The organism is Mycetohabitans sp. B3, assembly GCF_021498065.1.
Classification (GTDB): domain Bacteria; phylum Pseudomonadota; class Gammaproteobacteria; order Burkholderiales; family Burkholderiaceae; genus Mycetohabitans.
This window is the reverse complement of the sequence record NZ_JAHLKN010000050.1, coordinates 64,589-80,977: the sequence shown is the minus strand read 5'-3', so window position 1 is coordinate 80,977 and position 16,389 is coordinate 64,589. Positions and strand designations below refer to the sequence as shown.

The window sequence follows — 16,389 nt, the reverse complement described above, 5'->3', positions numbered from 1 at the left end:
GATTTATTGCTATTTCGGTGTTCTACATCGATCACTCGGAATAGGAAAACAATGACAGAATACGTTATGACCCTTATTTATCAGCCCAATTATTTAACCTAACCGCCAAATCCGCAGGCAATATATCGCGCTAATTTTTGGCCAACCAATATCATTTTGGCAAAGTGCTATCTCAATAAGGCATGGAGATGATGTCGCTACGGCAACTGCGTTACTTTGTGGAAATCGTCGAGGCGGGCAGCTACAGTCTTGCCGCCGAGCGGCTTTTCATCGCGCAATCCGCCTTGAGCAGGCAGATCAAGGAACTAGAGGCAACGGCACAAGTGCAGCTACTCGTGCGCGGTGCGCGCCGGATCGAACTAACCCGAGCTGGAAAGGCGCTGTATGATGGCGCAAAGCGTCTACTGTTCAACCTCAATGAAACGCTTGTACAGACACGTCATGCGAATCGCGGCGAGCAAGGCATCATCCGCCTGGTCCATTCAAGCTCGGTGCCATTCGCTGGACCCTTGCTGGAACGCGTTCGACGCTATCTTGACGTCAACGAGCACGTTTCAGCGCAGGTGTCCCAAATGCCGTCAGAAGAACAGATGGCGAGTATCGAGCAAGGCGTGAACGATGTCGGCTTTGTACGACTGCCTGTTCACCTGGAATTTCCCGGTGTGCGTGCTGACGAGCTTTATTCGGAGCCACTGATGCTGGCCGTTAGCGCCACGCATCCGCTTGCGGTACGCGAAGCAGTTTCGATTGCCGAGCTACGCGAGGAGCCGTTCGTGTCACTGCCGCATCACGAACGAGGAGGGTTGAGTTTTCGTGTCGCGGAATTGTGCATGAAAAACGGCTACTTTCCGCGTTCGGCTCGCGTGACATCACGCAAGACAACGCAACTGAGCCTGATCGAAGCAGGTTTCGGCGTATCACTGGTCGCAGAAAGCATGCGCTTAATCGCGCCAGCAGGCGTGCGCTTCATTCGGCTGGCCGGCGCCGGCAATACCACTGCCATTGCGATGCTGTATCGGAGCAATGCATCCGCACTCGTCCAAACATTCGTGGCGGCAATCACAGAAAAAAACTGAGCACGGTCATCGCGCCGGCGTAGGCGTAGGCGTAGGCGTAGGCGTGGGCGTGGGCGTGGGCGTGGGCGTGGCATGCAATTGTACGACGAGCGCGTCGCTCGACTCTTACCCGGCGCGAGCATGGGTATTGACTCACGTCAATACAGAGCGTGAACGTCCGTTCGACAATATACATGACCCACCCACAACATTGCACAAGAAGACGACACCATGAACGCACTTTTCCGTATCGCAGCCGGCATGCTGCTTGCAGCGCCCGTCGTGTTTGCGGCGCCCGTCCAGGCTGAGCAAGGTGATATCCTGGCCCGCTTGCGCGCGATTAGCATTCAGCCCGACGTGTCGGCCGGCGGCACGCTCGGCCAACTCGGCACCGGGGTCAACAATGCGATCGTTCCGGAACTCGATTTCACGTACATGGCGACACGCAACATCGGCATCGAGTTGATCCTTGGGACATCGCGGCACCAGATTACGTCCAACATCGGCGCATTGGGTGGTGTCAACGTGCTGCCGCCCACGTTGTTGTTGCAATATCACTTCAATCCGGCCGGCAAGATCCGCCCGTATGTGGGCGCCGGGTTGAACTACACTTATTTCTATAACGATGGGCTGCATGCGGGCGGCACGCCGGTGTCAATCAAGCACTCCAGTTTCGGTCCGGCGCTGCAGGCTGGTGTGGACGTGCAAGTGACCCAGAGCATTTTCGTCAACGCCGACATCAAGAAGATCTGGATGCGCACCAGCGCATCGATCGGTGACACACAGCTTGGCTCGTTGAAAATCGACCCGCTAGTGGTGGGCATCGGCGTCGGAATGCGCTTCTGAGGCGCTATTGCACGATCGCGACGGGTCGGCTGAGCGAACCGGCGCAGGTTACGCTCAGCGTAGGCGGACTCAGCACCGGTTAGCCCAGCCCGATTGGCGTCAATTCCGGCAGGGCCAGTTCCGATTGGCCCGATTCCAGTTGGCCCTGCTCCGGTTGACTCAACAGCAGCTGCCCCGGCGCGCGATCACAGGTTGCTAACCAGTTGCCGCGGGCCGCATACCATTCGTGGTACGCGCGCTCGACCCGACGCAAGTCGGCGGCCCGCTCGCTCACTTGCATTCCATCCAATTCCGGCACGTCCAACGCGAGCGCCTTGCAGTGTAGATAGTCGCGCACGCGCAGCGCCGGTGCGATCGTCGTGAAATACGCGGTACTTGGCACGCTAAAGCCTGCCGCCACGTGTACCGCGGCCGTGTCGGAGGTCACCACGTGGCGGGCATGAGCAACCCAGCTCAGAAAGCTCGCCGTATCGGGCGACAGTGCGGCAATATCCGTATAGTGATCGTGCTCCAGCGCACCGAAGCCCAGCACTGGCAAGCCGAAGGTGCGCCACATCTCATCGACGATCGACACGCGCACAGCGGCCGGGATACTGCGCACCGGCGTGCTCGCCTCCGGACAAAGCAACGTATAGCCACGTGCACACCACCCCCTGCCGGGAGCCGGTAATGTCAGCGTGGTGAGCCAATCGTTCGCCTTGTACCGCGCGGGCACGGTGTGGGGCGCCATGCCGAGCGCGAACAGGAAAAAATCAATCATCGGCAGGGTCGCAAAGCCGGGCCAGAAAAGATGGTTACCAACGTCGATGGCAAGTTCGGTTGCTGGAATCGAGTCGAGCGGCACCGGCAAGTCGATCACGTTGCCGAAGCGGGGTGCTGCCAATGCATACAGTTGCTTCACGTAATCTGGCGCATGGGCGGGCCGATAAATCGTCACCGACAACGACGGATGCAGGCGTCGGATTGCGTCAAGCGCGCTCAATCCAATAATCGAGTCACCGAGTGTGACACCCATGCCGTTAACCACATGCAAATGCGTTTGCTGGCGATAGTCGATCGTGAAGGGCACCGCATTCGCATTGCGGATCCAGCTCACCACCGACAACGGCTGGTAGCCATGTGCCGGCTTGCCGGTCACCTTCAGGTCATATGAGGCTGCCACGTGGGCGTGCGGCGACAGCAGTGAGCCGGGATTCGACAGTACGCAAACCTCATCAAGCATAGTCATGGCGTGCCGGTCCAGACAACGATCCTCCTACTTTGTTTCCTTGCTTACGAGCGCGGCAGCTTCTTGTTATCTGCGCCTGCGCGCAACAACAGCTCCAGCGTCGCCTCCAAACAAATCACGCGCTCGGCCTGCGGTTTCCAACGCCGGCAAGAACTTCGTCCGAGGTGCCGGCCAACGTTGACAGATAGGTGCTCGCAGATCCGGCACGTATCCTATTCGTTTTCGCTGAAATAGTGGCCAAAGCGCTTACGCTTAGCCCAGATATAGCGTTCGTTTTCCTCGCGCATCGGGATGGCGAGGTCGACGCGGTCATGCACGGGAATGCCATGGCGCCGTAGCGTGTCAAACTTATCCGGATTGTTGCTCATCAATCGTACCGACGACACCCCGAGCCAGCGCAGGATGCTGGCAGCTGAATCGTATTCGCGCGCATCGTCGGGTAGCCCGAGGTCTCGGTTTGCATCGACCGTGTCGCGGCCCTGCTCCTGCAATGCATACGCGAGAATCTTGTTCGACAATCCGATGCCGCGTCCTTCTTGCCCGCGCAGATACAGCAGCACACCTGCCGCCTCGGCCGCGATGTGGCGCAGCGCCGCGTCCAACTGCTCGCCGCAATCGCAGCGGAACGAGCCGAGCACGTCGCCGGTCAGGCACTCCGAATGCAGCCGTGTGAGCACCGCCTCGCGCGCGCGCACCTCCCCCATGACCAGTGCCAGGTGCTCCGTGCCGTCGCCCCTGACGCGAAACACGTGGGACGCAAAAGTCCCATAGCGGGTCGGCAGCGTCGCGCTAGCAATGTGCGCCGCGCATTCGCTGGCCTCGTCAAAATGTTGTTGCTGCATCGTAACCTCGATCATTCGCACTGCCATAGGGGCTTCGGGGATGCAAGTCTACCGCGTCGCGGCCAATATCGTCCCACGGCTGCGTATGCCGCATAAGCGGCGCGCCCATGCTCCGGTGCAATACCTGGTGCCGATGCGCGACCGCTACGTCCATCCGTCGCTATCGATCGGACTCGAACGCTGGCGGGGTCCGTACGAGCGCATGGAGATCGATGCGCCGCATTGGGTGAGATACTAAGTAATGCGGCGGGGATTGCCGCTTGGCACACGCGTTTCATCGAGCGACACGAGTGCGCGAGAAGCTCAGTGCTTCGGCACGCCATCGCGCCAAGCCTTCCAGTGCGTCACGATCTCCTGCACCAATGGGTTGCCGGCCAGGTACAGGTTCTGCAGCGCAACCTGAAAGCCTCCTTGCGCCGCATAATTGAACAGGTTATCCGCGCTGCTCTGGCCCGCAGCCGGTCGATCGAAATCCGAGCCGGTGCGCAGCACCGCCACGCGCGACAGGTCCACCCGGTGCGCCGCGGCCCCCCGCTTGAGCGCCTCGTACGTCGCGTTGTCCTCCTGCTGCGTGGTGCAATAGACACCCTTGTCGTGCGTCACCAGCTTCGTCCAGTCACGCGCACGTTGACCAAGCTGCGTGCCGGACCACCACGTGTCGCTCGCCAGCGTATCGCACTGGATCACAGACGGCGGCAGGTTGGCCGGCGCGTAGCCGAACCGCGCGCGGGCCACCTGCGCTGGCGCGCTATCCGATAATTGCACGCCGCGCGACAATGCGAACGCGCGCTGCACCAGCGCGTCGTTTAGCTCGAATACCTCAGTGCGATAATCCAGCGGCGGCTTCTCGACCGGACTCTTCGTGTTGACGCCGAGGTAACCGGACTGCCACCCGGCGGGGATCTCACGCGCATCTAGTTCCCACTGCAGACCGAAATCGACGAGGTAATGCGCCCAAGCAGCAGAGCCGATCGTGCCCTGCGCCGGATCGATGCCCGCGATCCCGGCGACGATGAAATAGGTCCGTCGCAGGTCGAACTGCCGGGACAGGACCAGCGCCATCGTCGATGCCGCCGCGTTTGCATGGCCCATGCCGGTCGTCAGCACACAAACGTCACTGCGATTGCAGTGCACAGACGGATAGTCGGACGACAAGCTCGGAACACGGATCGCCTGCCATGGCCCTAGCTGATCCAGCCATACCTGGCCCTCCGGCCCGAACATCGAAACGATCATCACCTTGACGGCGCGGCCGGACCCGCCGGCCCAATCCGAATGCAGCGCCGGCTCCGCCTGCACCACGTCTGCCGCTTGTTCCGCATGACCACTGCCGAGGCCGGCGCACGCCAGACCAGCCGCCAGTACGGTACCGCCAATCAGCTTTTTGAACATCGTTCGCTCCTTGTTCGAACACGAGTCGGCCCACGCCACCGGCGAGACTATAGGGTGTTGCAGGTCAAAACAAGGGACAAAGCGAATCAAAGATTCTATTAACGATGTCTGATAAAACATCGATACGACGCGGTGTGTCTTCGTGCGACGGTTGAGGAGCGTACTTGCGCATCACGCCGCCCGTATCCGACGCTTCAAGGAGCGCAGATTCCAATGCAGACAGCCTCCCCCTGCGTCCCGCAATCGCACGCCATTGATGGTCGACGACCTGCCGGTGGGTACCGCGCTACTGTTCGGGTGACGCGCCACCCATGCCGCGCACTGCAACAACAGGCAGCGCACGACGAGGCGGGCAGGCTCGTGGACGGGAGCGGCAAACGCTGCGCGCTCTCCTTTGCGGCGATAATGCATAGGTGCGTGCGCACGCTCGGGCGCACGAAGGGTCCATCACACTAGGAGAACGCCAGCATGTACCATCGCATCCTCGTGGCCGTCGACGGCAGCCGCACCTCGCGTCATGCATTCAACGCCGCGCTCGATCTTGCGGCGTCCGAGAGCGCGCAGCTCCAGCCAATCTTCGTCGTCGACGACGTCCCACTCTACTATTCGGTGCCCGGCTACGATCCGTCAATCGTCATGCGCGCGCAGACAGAGGAAGGCCAACGCGTGATCGACGAGGCGGCTGACGCGATGCGTACTCGAGGCATCGCCGGCACGCCGCAGATATTGACGACATCGTCCCTCGAAGGGATTGCCGAGTGTATCGTGCAGGCGGCACAGGCGTTCAACGCGGACCTGCTCGTGCTCGGTACCCATGGACGGCGCGGCGTGCGCCGATTGGTGCTGGGCAGCGTGGCGGAACAAACGCTGCGGCTCGCGCAGCTACCGGTGTTGCTGATTCCGTCGGCAAGCCACGTGCCGCAAGCGGCGCCGTCGACCACCGCGAACGGTTAACGCCGCCTACTGTCCCACGCATCGTGCATCGTGATGCTTGCGTGCGCACGCGTGCGCGGTCATCATTACTCCATCGGGCATGGTTATGTCCCGCTGCGGCCGGCCGGCGCGGCAGCATCCAACCCAATGGAGAAAACTGCAATGTGGTACTTCTGCTGGATACTGGGTATCGGCGTGGCGCTGGGCTTCGGTGTGATCAACGCGATGTGGCTGGAAAACGAAAGGAACCTGGCGCGGATGCGGTCCGACTCGCGGGACGGTCGTGCCTGTCGTTGGCACGACTGATCCGCATGAGCCGCCCCACGCATGCCTCGGTTACGCTGCACCAGGCGGGCTGCGGGCGGCCGCTACGATGACTCGATTGCTTTTCTTTTGCGGGCACGCCGGCGCGGGCAAGACCACGCTGGCTAAGCAACTGGTCCCGGCGTTGCTCGACGCCACGCGCGAGCCGCTGTGCCTGCTCGACAAAGACACGCTGTACGGCCGCTACAGCGCAGTCGCGATGCAAGCGCTCACGCACGACCCGAACGACCGCGACAGCCCGGTCTATCTACAGACATTGCGTGACCCCGAATACCAGGGGCTGCTCGACACTGCGCGCGAAAACGTATCGCTGGGCATCAGTGCGGTTGTCGTCGGCCCCTTGTCGCGGGAGGTACGCGACCGGCGAATCTTCGATCGCGATTGGCTACGCGTGCCGGCGCACGTCGACGTGCGTTGGGTCTGGGTTAGCGTGTCGGAACATATCGCGCGCGAGCGCATCGTGCGGCGGGCGAACGCCAATGACGCATACAAGCTCGCACATTGGGAAACCTATCGCCAGCGACGTTTCGAACCCGATCCGGCCGACTACCCCCAACTGCTGATTTTCGACAACGATGCGCCATGTGACGCGAACCGACGCGCGCTGCAGGATCGGCTCCTCGCGCCAGCGCATTCCGCTGAGCCCTTCCCCCTCGCTGCCGGCAGGCCGCCGTTCACGCCCGAATGAGTTTCCGCTCCGGCTGTCTCATAGATAGCGGCCAAAGCGATTGTCCAGAAAGGCATCAAGCGCGGCCTGCTTCCCGAATAAAGTTGCTTTGCGGCAACCTGCTTTCACGAAACAAATCCACGAGCGCACCGGCGCTCGTCAATTCGATCGCGCCGATCCGGCGTGGCGTGCGCCTGGCCGCAACGCACACGTCATGCGAACTCGCGCCCGAGTTCGACCTCGGACACCGGCTCGATCTCCTTGCCCAGCGCATACTGCTCTTCCATCGAACCGATCACCGCCTCTAAGTAGGCGCGCAGCACGGCTTCGGCCCGCGCGCGCTCGTTGGGCGGCGCGACCGCATAGCGCGCCAGGCTCGAATCGACGAACACCACATCAAGCGTGACCTTCGAGTGCCGCCGCGAAAAGGGCGAGACTGTCCAGTCGATGCGCAGCGCCGGATGGCCGGCCTCGGTCTGCGTATCGGTAAAGTGGGCGGTTTCCGGCAACAGGTCGCTGATGACACGGGCAAGGTGCTCGCGCAGCGGATCGTTAAAGAGAAAAGGCGGACGGGGCATGGATGTAGGGCTCGGAAAGAGTGCCGAGGCTATCACAGTCAGCCGCGCATGCCAGTCGGGATGGCTTCAGCCCTGTGAAGCCCGCCGCCGCGCCAAGCGTGCCGTGGCCGCAACCCTAGCACACTTTAAGGTGGTTGCGATATCCTCAGGCGCTCATCATTTCTAAAATCGTGCTGCACCAATCGATGGAATCCTTAAATCAAACGCTGTTCCTGTTGCTCAACGCGAGTGCGCCGTCGCCGACGCTGCACGCATTAATGTCATTTTGCGCGAATGCGCTGATCTGGGCCATGCCGGCGACGCTCATCGCCGGCTGGTTACGCGTGCCGAGCCGCGCGCGCCCGACGCATGCGGTGGCCTTCACCGGTGCGGCCGCCCGCCCGCAAGCATGCCGTGGCCATTTCGTCGAAGCCGCATTGGCCGCCATGCTCGGCCTGGGGATCGCCCAAATCATCGGTGCAATGTGGCCCCACCCACGGCCGTTCGCGATCGGTTTGGGACACGCATGGATTGCCCACGCCGACGACGCATCGCTGCCCAGCGACCATACCACGCTCGCTTTCTCAGTCGCCTGCAGCTTACTGCTGCACGCCGGCACCCGGGTGACCGGAGTGGCCCTGGCGTTGGCCGGGCTGATGGTCGGCTGGGCTCGCATCTATGCCGGCATCCACTTCCCGCTGGATGTCGGCTGCGGCATGCTGCTCGGCATGACGTGCGCCGTGCTCGCTTACCGTCTCGCGCCATGGGTCGTGCCGCCACTGTTGCGCTGCGGTGAGCCGCCCTATCGGTTCCTGTGCGCGGCGCTGATTCGGCGCGGCTGGGCGGTCGCGTAGTACGGCCGTCAGCGCCGCTGTGTTGACGCGCGCACCCTCAGCTCACCGTCGGCGCCCCGCGTGGCACAGACATGCCGACATCTCGCGCAGTAAGAGGCAATGGAGTCCATTTTTAAAGCCAATTCTGGAATGGGTTCCGATTTTATATACCGGTTCCGATTTTTCATCGAAAAGGCATGAGGTCCGCGCCTGATGGATGCTGGAATGATCCGTACGGGTTTGCACATCGTGCCACGCAGACTAACCCTAATCGATGCCGCAAATGGCCAGGAACTTGAGCGCCGCGCGCGACGCCGCCGAACCGTGCATGACCAGGATCGAGAAACGCCGCGTCAGCGGTTGCGGCGCCAGCGACACGCTGGTCAGGCGCGCATCCTCATGCCGCATCGCCATCGCCGACACAAAGCCCACGCCCATGCCGGCGCGCACCGCCTCCTTCACGCCCTCGACGCCGGCCAGCTCCAACGCGACCCGCGCGCGCGCGCCGGCCCGCGCAAACGCGCGCTCGACCTCGTGCCGCACGCCAGAGCCGGACTCACGCCAGATCAGCGGAAACTGGCTGATCCACGACAACGGTACGGCTCTATCGGTGGCCAACGGATGACCGGCTGGCACGATCGCGACAATCTCGTCGTCGTGCCATGGATGCACGCGCGTGTCAGCCGGCAGCTCGGCGGGCACACCGCCTTCAATCAGCGCGATGTCCAACCCCTGCAGCACATGGCAGACATCGCTCGTATTGCCATAGGTGGTGCGGATTTCGATATTGGGATGGGCGCGGTGAAAGTCCGCGACCAGATAGGGCAGCAGATAGCTGGCTGGCGTCGTGCTGGCACCGATGCGCAATGTGCCATACTCCAGACCCCGCAACGCGTCGCGCAGCGCATGCGCCTGCCGCCATGTGTCGCGCAACCGCGCGGCATGGACAGCCAGTTGCCGGCCAGCGTCCGTGAGCCGCACGCCGCGGCCGTCACGCACGTACAACGGCTCACCGAATTCCTCTTGCAGCAACCGCAGCTGTCCAGACACCGCTGGTTGCGATAAGTGTACCGCTTCGGCCGCCCGGCTGATGTTCTGATGTTCTGCGACGGCTGCAAAAGTCAAAAGTTGATCGGGGGTCATGCGCTTAATCTATCAGATTAGCCGATAGTTTACATCCCAAATGACGATTTTTCATATCGTTATATCCATTTTACGATGAGGCTGTCGAGGTCATCTCTCAGGTGAATGCCATGTCCCTCTTAATTTCCGAGTCCTCCTCGCCGTCGCGGGGCACGCCAGCGGGCGCTGTCGCAGCGTCACGTCGCGGGCTGCTCAACGGCGTGCTATTCGTTGCGCTGTTCGCCTTCGCGGTCACCCAATTGGCCGCGTGGCCGCCCATCGCCGGGCTCGGCATGAGCCCGCTGATCGTGGGCATCGCGTGCGGCGCGGTGTACGGCAACGCATTGCGCATCGCCATGCCAGACAGTTGGGCTGCCGGTGTGAACTTCTCCGCGCGCAAGCTGCTGCGCATCGCGGTCGCCTTCTTTGGGCTACGTGTCAGTTTGCAGGAAATCGCGCAAGTCGGGTTGGCCGGGCTGGCGATGTCCGTCGTGGTCGTCGCTGCGACACTGGCTATCGGCTGGTGGGTTGGAACCCGATGGCTGAAGCTGGACCGGGATACCGCACTGCTCACAGCCGCGGGCAGCGCGATCTGCGGCGCGGCGGCAGTCGTCGCGTTCGAATCCACGTTGCAATCCAAGCCGCACAAGAGCGCGATGGCGGTCGGCACGGTGGTGCTGTTCGGCACGCTGTCGATGTTTGTCTATCCGCTGATGGCCAATGCCGGATGGCTTCACCTGGACGCGACCGGGCTCGGCCTATACTTTGGCGGCACCATTCACGAGGTGGCGCAAGTGGTCGGCGCCGCCAGCGCGATCAACGCGCAAACGGTACACGTGGCGACGATCGTCAAGATGACCCGTGTGATGCTGCTAGTGCCGGCGATTTTTGTGGTCGCCGGCTTTATCGCCCGTGCCGCGCGCGATGCACAGCCGGCCGGCAGTAGCACGCGGCGCGGCAAGTTGCCCGTGCCGTGGTTCGCGCTCGGCTTCCTCATGCTGGTGCTGGTGAACTCGCTGCACGTGATCCCGTCGCACGTGTCACACGTCCTCAATAGCCTGGACACCTTCGCACTGACGATGGCGATGACCGCGCTCGGGATCGAAACTCGGGTCGCGCAGATTCGCGAGGCTGGGCCACGTGCGCTGATCGCCGGCGCGCTGCTACAGCTCTGGCTGATTGCTGGAGGTTACGCGCTAACGCTCGGTGTCGAGCGCTGGCTCGGCTAGAGCGTGTTATGCACTTTGCAAGATAGGTACGGCATGAACGAGCATGAGCATGGCGAAGACGACGAAATGCAAGCTGACGAGTAACGCCTTCGACAACTGCTGCCATGTCCTTGATTTGTGCGATTCACGGACATCGTTTCAACTAAAATAAAATGATGGGCCGAGAGATCGCACAGTTAAGGATGCCCGGCTCACTTGCCAGTGGGTTCGTCTGCCAGACGTCAGACCTTGTTGGATCTTGCAGGTGAGCATCTCGCGGCGATCTCAGGTTGCATGACAACAACGACGAACCCTTGCCAGCGTGCCGATGGCACAACAGTATCTGTTCCGGCGTTGGATCAACGAAGCATACTGGATTCAGTCTCACTAAATATTAGTGGTTCACTTCTGAGCCAATCTACGTTGGTCCGGAATCGCGCCCGCGCCGGCTCGGAGAACTGGCTGGCCTCCATAAAGCGCGTAATCTCCTCCACTGCCATTTCCCATCTGAAATTGCTGGACTCAGATAACACCCAAGCGGCCCGAAGTTGGCGAAGCAAATCCCATAAAGCGGCTTCGCCCGCACCATTCAGTAGGTTCAAACCTTGCCGCCAGGCCCGCTTCATTTGTACATCGTCTAAAAACAATTGGCATTTGAGTAGTCCAAACGCTGCCGAAACACGCTGTGACATAGGCACGCGCGCTAAATGATCCTCAAGTAACGTCAGCTCCTGCGCACGTTGTTCATCCGACAGCTCTTCAAGCCCTTCAGGCAAATATTGCAAAGCAATCCCCCACTGCTCGTCAGGCAGCGACAGCGCCCAATCACGCATCTGCGTGTATTGGGCAAATTGCTCTGCTTTTGGCAAAATCCGTACGCAACTCGCTAATATGCCGACCGATGCGCCTTGATGAGAGGGCGGCAGTTGTAACGCGTGTCCGCGTAAGAGCGCATAGCGTTCAGGGACGCGTGGGTCTGTTTTATTAAAGTAAAGGAGCAAATTGGATAATACCGGGATGAGCTTCGCTTGTTCGGATACCCTTAACGACGCAAGCCGATCTAAAAGCGCCTGATAACGCTGCTCGATAAAAGGCGAATGGAACGAAAAAAACCGCAAACTATCAGCCAGCTCCGCCCAGATATTGTCTTGCCCGGGCGCGCGTCGTTCCGCCATCGCATAAGCGAAGTCGAATAGCTCATCACGCCGGCTCGGAGGAAAAATAAAAAAAGCGCGTAATAGCGCTCTTTGTATTCGCACGCCGTCCCGCGGGATACGTTCCGCAGCCGCAAACACGCGCTTGAATGCCTCGACTCGCTCGGCTTTTGGCAACGCTCGCAGACGCTGACTTAGCGCATCAATGGGTTCGACATACTGCGCTGGATTGCTCAACGCACCGCCTATTTCGTCCAGCAGCTGGTTGACTGACGCCAAGCTGACGGCTTGGTTTGCCCGCTGCCAATAGCGGTGGACGAGGCGCCGGGTCTGCATCGTATGATACGTGCGGCGATTGACCATGGCGAACGGCATCACGTCTTGAATGGGTACATAGTCACCGATCCGGGCAATCAGTTCGGACGACAGGTCATCATACGTCGTCGGTCGGGTGGGCAAAGGGCGAGTCAACGCGTCGTTGGAAGACGGTCGTGGCGGCGCTGACGCGGCAGGCTGTTGGCCCGCCTGCCCTGCGCACACGTAGCTAGAGTGAGGGTTTAAAGCGACATTCAAGTCAAAGTCCATTAGCAAGCTCAGTAATCAGTAAAAAGACACCACGCGTAGCGAAGCTGTGCAGCAGGCTAACGAAAAGTAGGAGAAGACGTGCAGCGATACGTCGTAAGTGTGAGATTTTTGGCGAGTAGCATAAGCCGGCCGGTGGACAGACTGCGCGACATCGCACGGGGCGACGCAAGCGTGCTGACAAAAAGGCGTATCAACCGGCCAATGCCTCAACTTTAAGGCTTTTTGTAGGAAACTGTGGAGTGATTTTTGCCGATTACGTAACCTGAGGGCTGAATTTAAAGACGTCGGCGGACGAATCGCTCGATCGCAAGACGCCTGTGGGAACGAGCCGCGGCCACCGCCGAGGTGGCCGCCGCCCGCGAGGCTGCGGCGCACGCCGAACGCACGCGCTTGCAGGAACTGGAGCCCGCGCTCGCGGTGGCCGAGGCGGCGCGCCAGACGCTGCACACTGAAGTCGAGCGCCTGCAACGCGACGCACAGGCGCTCGCCCAGGCGGGTGCCGATTTTGCCCGCGAACTCGATAAGCTGCGGGCCGACACTGCTCGCGCCGAAGCGCGGCTGCAAGCGGCGGAAAAACGCGCTCTTTTGGAGACCGAGCATGAGCGCCACACCAGCGCGCGCCTAATCAAGGAACGGGATGCGGCGGTGCGACGTGACGACGAGAGGGACGCGCAGCGCCGCGCTGAGCAGCAAGCGCTGCAGGCGCAACTGGGGGACGCACGTCAGCAAATTGGCATGCTGGAAGGCAGCTTGGCCGCGCTGCAGCGTGTGAATGCCGACGCTGAAAAACGCGGCGTGTGCGGCAGCGCACACCCACCCAGTCCGCATCGGGCCGCACCACCGGTCCGATTAGGCGGCAACGCCCGCTCACGCGTGCGCTCGAAAAGACTCCGTGACGCGGTCACCGACATTCGCTTTTTATACAAAGGCTCATGTGGCCGCAGGCCATTTAGCAAGCATAGTTCAGCCTATAGCCGATCTCGACAGGCCGCGAATCATCACCTCCGCAGGGCGCTGAGCTTACAGATGCAAAAAAACACGTTGGAACTACCAGGGCAGCGGGAAAGCGGCGGTGCCCGCGTCATTTACTGCAGAATGGTTAAATTTGGTTATTTACGGTCTATGCCAAGAACCAACAAAGAACTTATTGAACGCGACAACACGCGCCATATCGGAACTGAATTGCTCTGTCAAGCCAAGTTCGACCAGTGAGGTCCGGCGCATGGTCAGATTGTTTCAAGCTTAGTTTGCTACTGCACCCGTGGCGCGCCGCAAGCCATACAAGTGGCCGACCGATGGTATCTGTTGAAGAGCCTTGGTGATGCCATTGAGCGCGCGCTGAGCCGCTGCCAGCTGCCTATCCGCGAGTTGCACGCTCGCTCAATCACGAGGACGCTTCTGCCGCATTGCCAGCGATCGAATCGAATGCGCCCGGCGTGGCAACAACATCGAAGCTACTGGTGAATGGATCGGGGTACGACCGCGCTCACCAGCGGCGATAAGCGGCACGTCCAGCGCTTGGTTCAACGACTCGCCGAGCAGAATTCCCAGATAACAACAATCCGACAACTGCCGCTCGAGTTTACTGACATGGCCAAGCACCGCACACATCAAGCGTTGGCAAGCTGGCTGCGTCAAGCGCAGACCAGCAGTGTACCAGAAATGCAGCGGTTTGCAGCCAAGCATTGGTCACGACTACGATGCCATACACGCTGCACAGCTCACACCCTACAGTAACGGCATCGTCGAAGGCCATGCCAATCGGCTCAAGTTTCTCAAGCGCCCAATGTATGGCCGCGCCGGCTTCCAACTGCTTCGTACTCGCGTGTTGAATCGGTGCTGACTTGTGACGTGAACCTTCACACAAAGTGGGGAAGAGCCAGTAATTGTCGCCAGACATGCGGTTGTGAATCAGCGCCAATTAATGAACCCTTGTATTGCGGTGATGTCACGTATAAACTAGTTATATGTCTAGTCATTATGGATCCGCCATGCATGCTTGGCCTGTACAAGACGCGAAAGCCCGTTTCAGCGAGCTACTTGACGCCTGTGTCAGTGAGGGGCCACAGCTGGTGACCCGTCGCGGCGCAGAAACAGCTGTGCTGGTACCTATCACTGAGTGGAAACGGCTCAACGCCGCCGCACGCCCTTCGCTGAAAGCCTTGCTGTTGTCCGATTTCAGTCGTGGTGACCTTGACTTGCCACAACGTGGACGGGCGCAGCGTCGCACAACGCTTGCTCTATAAAACCACCGTGTTCCTTCTGGATACGAATATTGTTTCTGAACTTCGCAAGCTGCGCCCGCATGGGGCAGTCGTGTCATGGCTCGAAAGCGTTGCCGATCACGAGCTTTATCTGTCCGCCGTGACACTCGGTGGAATTCAAGCAGGCATCGAAATCACGCGCGAGCAAGACGCCGACAAGGCATCGGCGATAGAAGCGTGGGCCGATCAAGTCAGCGCGACCTACAATGTCTTGCCCATGGACGCTGCGACCTTCCGGCTCTGGGCGAAGCTGATGCATCGTCAGTCGAACACAGTCTATGAAAACGCCATGATCGCGGCCAGCGCGCTGACGCACAAGCTTATCGTCGCCACAAGAAACGTTCGCGACTTTGAACGCTTTGACGTACCGGTGTTCAACCCATTCGGGAAATAAGTTTACCTACATCTTGACGGTCAACGCGCCGGCGGGCTCGCCTAACGACTAGGAAAGCAAAAATGCGAACGGGGTTGGGGTTCACCGAACGGCTGGTGCTAAGTGCGCTTCAGATTGAGCGGCTGGTGATCCGATATCATAAGTCGAGCGCACCTCCCTTTGGCTGTTCTCACACTACGTAGGACCTAATTCAAATAGAATTGGATTCGATCTGTCGTCCAAGTCGCCACCCCCGTCCCGAAGAAATCCGCATCCTCCGTCCAAATCAGGCATCCGATTGCCATAGCACATGCCAGGACAGGACCAATCGTCGGCATCCCTTGCCCCGATGCGCTGGAGCGCAGCGGCCTGCGTATCTCCATAGATTTCAGCGTCAACAATTGGGATCAAGGGAACCAAGCTATCCAGCACGGCTATCGCTGACTCCGGCGCAACGCCTCTCTTCTCCAGTAATGCTGGCAGGTACTTTTTAGCGTCCGTGTACGCCACGTCGGGAGCGAAACACTGAACTGCGTGAGCATGCACCATGACCAACTCGCGCACGCGCGTGCCAAGAACTGCCCGGATCAAGATGTTCGCATCGGGTACGATTGCCTTATTGCTCATGCGGATTTGGCACCGGTCTTGCCCTTGCCAGTCGAACTGCCTTAAACTCGGACACTACCCCTTCGACATCCACGCCACGGCCAGTCAGCAGATCATCCAAGATTTCACTCGCCTTTTTCATAGCGGCAAGATGCGCTTCGGCTTGACCATGTGCCGGAATGAAGTACCCTACCGTCTGGCCATGCCGCGTCACCGCAACGGGCATATTCGATAAGTGTATGAAGGGGTAGCTTCAGGATTCACACATCGTGCCGGATTTTTCTACTTTTGAATGGCCGGATTTTTGAGTCAGCCTCATTCTGCCCTGCACCCCGATTCACGTTCTTATGGAGTGCCTCGATCTTCCAGCGCATGGCATACCAGTTTAATTTTTTGAGTG

20 protein-coding genes and 1 pseudogene are annotated in these 16,389 nt (G+C 60.3%); 12 read left to right on the top strand and 9 right to left on the bottom strand.

Annotated elements, in window-relative coordinates:
• Positions 1-188: 188 nt before the first annotated feature.
• Both KQH55_RS14990 and KQH55_RS14985 read left to right on the top strand, forming a co-directional pair.
• A complete protein-coding gene (locus KQH55_RS14990; RefSeq protein WP_235091529.1) occupies positions 189-1,076 on the top strand; it encodes a LysR substrate-binding domain-containing protein in 888 nt (295 codons plus the stop codon).
• A 210-nt stretch (positions 1,077-1,286) separates the two neighbouring features.
• The gene (locus tag KQH55_RS14985; protein ID WP_139337182.1) at positions 1,287-1,901 is read left to right on the top strand and encodes an OmpW family protein; all 615 of its coding nucleotides are present in this window, start codon (positions 1,287-1,289) and stop codon (positions 1,899-1,901) included.
• A gap of 79 nt (positions 1,902-1,980) precedes the next feature.
• Here the strand turns inward: KQH55_RS14985 and KQH55_RS14980 are convergent, their stop codons facing one another.
• Both KQH55_RS14980 and ribA read right to left on the bottom strand, forming a co-directional pair.
• A complete protein-coding gene (locus KQH55_RS14980; RefSeq protein ID WP_076794234.1) occupies positions 1,981-3,129 on the bottom strand; it encodes an ADP-heptose--LPS heptosyltransferase in 1,149 nt (382 codons plus the stop codon).
• A 212-nt stretch (positions 3,130-3,341) separates the two neighbouring features.
• Complete coding sequence (gene ribA / locus KQH55_RS14975; RefSeq protein WP_235091543.1) at positions 3,342-3,971, bottom strand: GTP cyclohydrolase II; 630 nt, start codon at positions 3,969-3,971, stop codon at positions 3,342-3,344.
• Positions 3,972-4,011: 40 nt separating this feature from the next.
• Between ribA and KQH55_RS14970 the strand changes: the two genes are divergently transcribed.
• A complete protein-coding gene (locus KQH55_RS14970) occupies positions 4,012-4,209 on the top strand; it encodes a hypothetical protein (protein ID WP_235091528.1) in 198 nt (65 codons plus the stop codon).
• Positions 4,210-4,274: 65 nt separating this feature from the next.
• Here the strand turns inward: KQH55_RS14970 and KQH55_RS14965 are convergent, their stop codons facing one another.
• A complete protein-coding gene (locus KQH55_RS14965; protein WP_235091527.1) occupies positions 4,275-5,363 on the bottom strand; it encodes a purine nucleoside permease in 1,089 nt (362 codons plus the stop codon).
• 468 nt (positions 5,364-5,831) lie between these two features.
• Between KQH55_RS14965 and KQH55_RS14960 the strand changes: the two genes are divergently transcribed.
• The 3 genes from KQH55_RS14960 (at position 5,832) to KQH55_RS14950 (ending at position 7,308) form a co-directional block, all read left to right on the top strand.
• The gene (locus KQH55_RS14960) at positions 5,832-6,317 is read left to right on the top strand and encodes a universal stress protein (RefSeq protein WP_076788620.1); all 486 of its coding nucleotides are present in this window, start codon (positions 5,832-5,834) and stop codon (positions 6,315-6,317) included.
• Positions 6,318-6,458: 141 nt separating this feature from the next.
• Positions 6,459-6,602, top strand: a complete 144-nt coding sequence (gene cydX, locus KQH55_RS14955) for a cytochrome bd-I oxidase subunit CydX (protein ID WP_076788618.1) — start codon at positions 6,459-6,461, stop codon at positions 6,600-6,602.
• 67 nt (positions 6,603-6,669) lie between these two features.
• Entirely contained in the window at positions 6,670-7,308 is a 639-nt protein-coding gene (locus KQH55_RS14950) for an ATP-binding protein (RefSeq protein ID WP_076794232.1), read from the top strand.
• 191 nt (positions 7,309-7,499) lie between these two features.
• On the opposite strand, the gene KQH55_RS14945 is transcribed toward KQH55_RS14950, so the two are convergent.
• The gene (locus tag KQH55_RS14945; RefSeq protein WP_076788052.1) at positions 7,500-7,865 is read right to left on the bottom strand and encodes a DUF3022 domain-containing protein; all 366 of its coding nucleotides are present in this window, start codon (positions 7,863-7,865) and stop codon (positions 7,500-7,502) included.
• Between the two features lie 185 nt (positions 7,866-8,050).
• Between KQH55_RS14945 and KQH55_RS14940 the strand changes: the two genes are divergently transcribed.
• Entirely contained in the window at positions 8,051-8,698 is a 648-nt protein-coding gene (locus KQH55_RS14940; RefSeq protein ID WP_076788051.1) for a phosphatase PAP2 family protein, read from the top strand.
• A 246-nt stretch (positions 8,699-8,944) separates the two neighbouring features.
• Here the strand turns inward: KQH55_RS14940 and KQH55_RS14935 are convergent, their stop codons facing one another.
• Positions 8,945-9,820 (bottom strand): LysR substrate-binding domain-containing protein, encoded by an 876-nt coding sequence (locus tag KQH55_RS14935; protein ID WP_076794231.1) that lies wholly within the window; start codon positions 9,818-9,820, stop codon positions 8,945-8,947.
• Between the two features lie 110 nt (positions 9,821-9,930).
• Between KQH55_RS14935 and KQH55_RS14930 the strand changes: the two genes are divergently transcribed.
• Positions 9,931-11,028, top strand: coding sequence for a YeiH family protein (locus KQH55_RS14930; RefSeq protein ID WP_076794229.1), 1,098 nt, complete (start codon positions 9,931-9,933; stop codon positions 11,026-11,028).
• 338 nt (positions 11,029-11,366) lie between these two features.
• On the opposite strand, the gene KQH55_RS14920 is transcribed toward KQH55_RS14930, so the two are convergent.
• Positions 11,367-12,746, bottom strand: a complete 1,380-nt coding sequence (locus tag KQH55_RS14920) for a hypothetical protein (protein ID WP_235091526.1) — start codon at positions 12,744-12,746, stop codon at positions 11,367-11,369.
• Positions 12,747-13,091: 345 nt separating this feature from the next.
• On the opposite strand from KQH55_RS14920, the gene KQH55_RS14915 reads away from it, so the two are divergent.
• On the top strand, positions 13,092-13,958 hold the full coding sequence (locus tag KQH55_RS14915; RefSeq protein WP_235091525.1) for a hypothetical protein: 867 nt from the start codon (positions 13,092-13,094) through the stop codon (positions 13,956-13,958).
• Positions 13,959-14,328: 370 nt separating this feature from the next.
• Here the strand turns inward: KQH55_RS14915 and KQH55_RS14910 are convergent, their stop codons facing one another.
• Entirely contained in the window at positions 14,329-14,667 is a 339-nt protein-coding gene (locus KQH55_RS14910; RefSeq protein ID WP_235091545.1) for a hypothetical protein, read from the bottom strand.
• 70 nt (positions 14,668-14,737) lie between these two features.
• On the opposite strand from KQH55_RS14910, the gene KQH55_RS14905 reads away from it, so the two are divergent.
• Complete coding sequence (locus KQH55_RS14905; protein WP_013435358.1) at positions 14,738-14,992, top strand: type II toxin-antitoxin system Phd/YefM family antitoxin; 255 nt, start codon at positions 14,738-14,740, stop codon at positions 14,990-14,992.
• A 7-nt stretch (positions 14,993-14,999) separates the two neighbouring features.
• Positions 15,000-15,404 (top strand): type II toxin-antitoxin system VapC family toxin, encoded by a 405-nt coding sequence (locus tag KQH55_RS14900; protein ID WP_235091542.1) that lies wholly within the window; start codon positions 15,000-15,002, stop codon positions 15,402-15,404.
• Between the two features lie 185 nt (positions 15,405-15,589).
• Here the strand turns inward: KQH55_RS14900 and KQH55_RS16575 are convergent, their stop codons facing one another.
• Both KQH55_RS16575 and KQH55_RS16570 read right to left on the bottom strand, forming a co-directional pair.
• Entirely contained in the window at positions 15,590-15,688 is a 99-nt protein-coding gene (locus KQH55_RS16575; protein WP_255763176.1) for a PIN domain-containing protein, read from the bottom strand.
• A 79-nt stretch (positions 15,689-15,767) separates the two neighbouring features.
• A pseudogene (locus tag KQH55_RS16570) lies at positions 15,768-15,932 on the bottom strand (PIN domain-containing protein); the annotation flags it as partial.
• Between KQH55_RS16570 and KQH55_RS14890 the strand changes: the two are divergent.
• Positions 15,931-16,224: a hypothetical protein gene (locus KQH55_RS14890; RefSeq protein WP_235091544.1), complete on the top strand. Its 294-nt coding sequence runs from the start codon at positions 15,931-15,933 to the stop codon at positions 16,222-16,224. The pseudogene KQH55_RS16570 and the gene KQH55_RS14890 sit on opposite strands and share 2 nt — an antisense overlap.
• The last annotated feature ends 165 nt before the right edge of the window (positions 16,225-16,389 follow it).

Bases quoted from the DNA above. Each gene is read 5' to 3' on its own strand.
- KQH55_RS14990 (WP_235091529.1), top strand. From the start codon at position 189: ATGATGTCGCTACGGCAACTGCGTTACTTTGTGGAAATCGTCGAGGCG.
- KQH55_RS14985 (WP_139337182.1), top strand. From the start codon at position 1,287: ATGAACGCACTTTTCCGTATCGCAGCCGGCATGCTGCTTGCAGCGCCC.
- KQH55_RS14980 (WP_076794234.1), bottom strand. From the start codon at position 3,129: ATGACTATGCTTGATGAGGTTTGCGTACTGTCGAATCCCGGCTCACTG.
- ribA (WP_235091543.1), bottom strand. From the start codon at position 3,971: ATGCAGCAACAACATTTTGACGAGGCCAGCGAATGCGCGGCGCACATT.
- KQH55_RS14970 (WP_235091528.1), top strand. From the start codon at position 4,012: ATGCAAGTCTACCGCGTCGCGGCCAATATCGTCCCACGGCTGCGTATG.
- KQH55_RS14965 (WP_235091527.1), bottom strand. From the start codon at position 5,363: ATGTTCAAAAAGCTGATTGGCGGTACCGTACTGGCGGCTGGTCTGGCG.
- KQH55_RS14960 (WP_076788620.1), top strand. From the start codon at position 5,832: ATGTACCATCGCATCCTCGTGGCCGTCGACGGCAGCCGCACCTCGCGT.
- cydX (WP_076788618.1), top strand. From the start codon at position 6,459: ATGTGGTACTTCTGCTGGATACTGGGTATCGGCGTGGCGCTGGGCTTC.
- KQH55_RS14950 (WP_076794232.1), top strand. From the start codon at position 6,670: ATGACTCGATTGCTTTTCTTTTGCGGGCACGCCGGCGCGGGCAAGACC.
- KQH55_RS14945 (WP_076788052.1), bottom strand. From the start codon at position 7,865: ATGCCCCGTCCGCCTTTTCTCTTTAACGATCCGCTGCGCGAGCACCTT.
- KQH55_RS14940 (WP_076788051.1), top strand. From the start codon at position 8,051: ATGGAATCCTTAAATCAAACGCTGTTCCTGTTGCTCAACGCGAGTGCG.
- KQH55_RS14935 (WP_076794231.1), bottom strand. From the start codon at position 9,820: ATGACCCCCGATCAACTTTTGACTTTTGCAGCCGTCGCAGAACATCAG.
- KQH55_RS14930 (WP_076794229.1), top strand. From the start codon at position 9,931: ATGTCCCTCTTAATTTCCGAGTCCTCCTCGCCGTCGCGGGGCACGCCA.
- KQH55_RS14920 (WP_235091526.1), bottom strand. From the start codon at position 12,746: ATGGACTTTGACTTGAATGTCGCTTTAAACCCTCACTCTAGCTACGTG.
- KQH55_RS14905 (WP_013435358.1), top strand. From the start codon at position 14,738: ATGCATGCTTGGCCTGTACAAGACGCGAAAGCCCGTTTCAGCGAGCTA.
- KQH55_RS16575 (WP_255763176.1), bottom strand. From the start codon at position 15,688: ATGGCAATCGGATGCCTGATTTGGACGGAGGATGCGGATTTCTTCGGG.
- KQH55_RS14890 (WP_235091544.1), top strand. From the start codon at position 15,931: ATGACCAACTCGCGCACGCGCGTGCCAAGAACTGCCCGGATCAAGATG.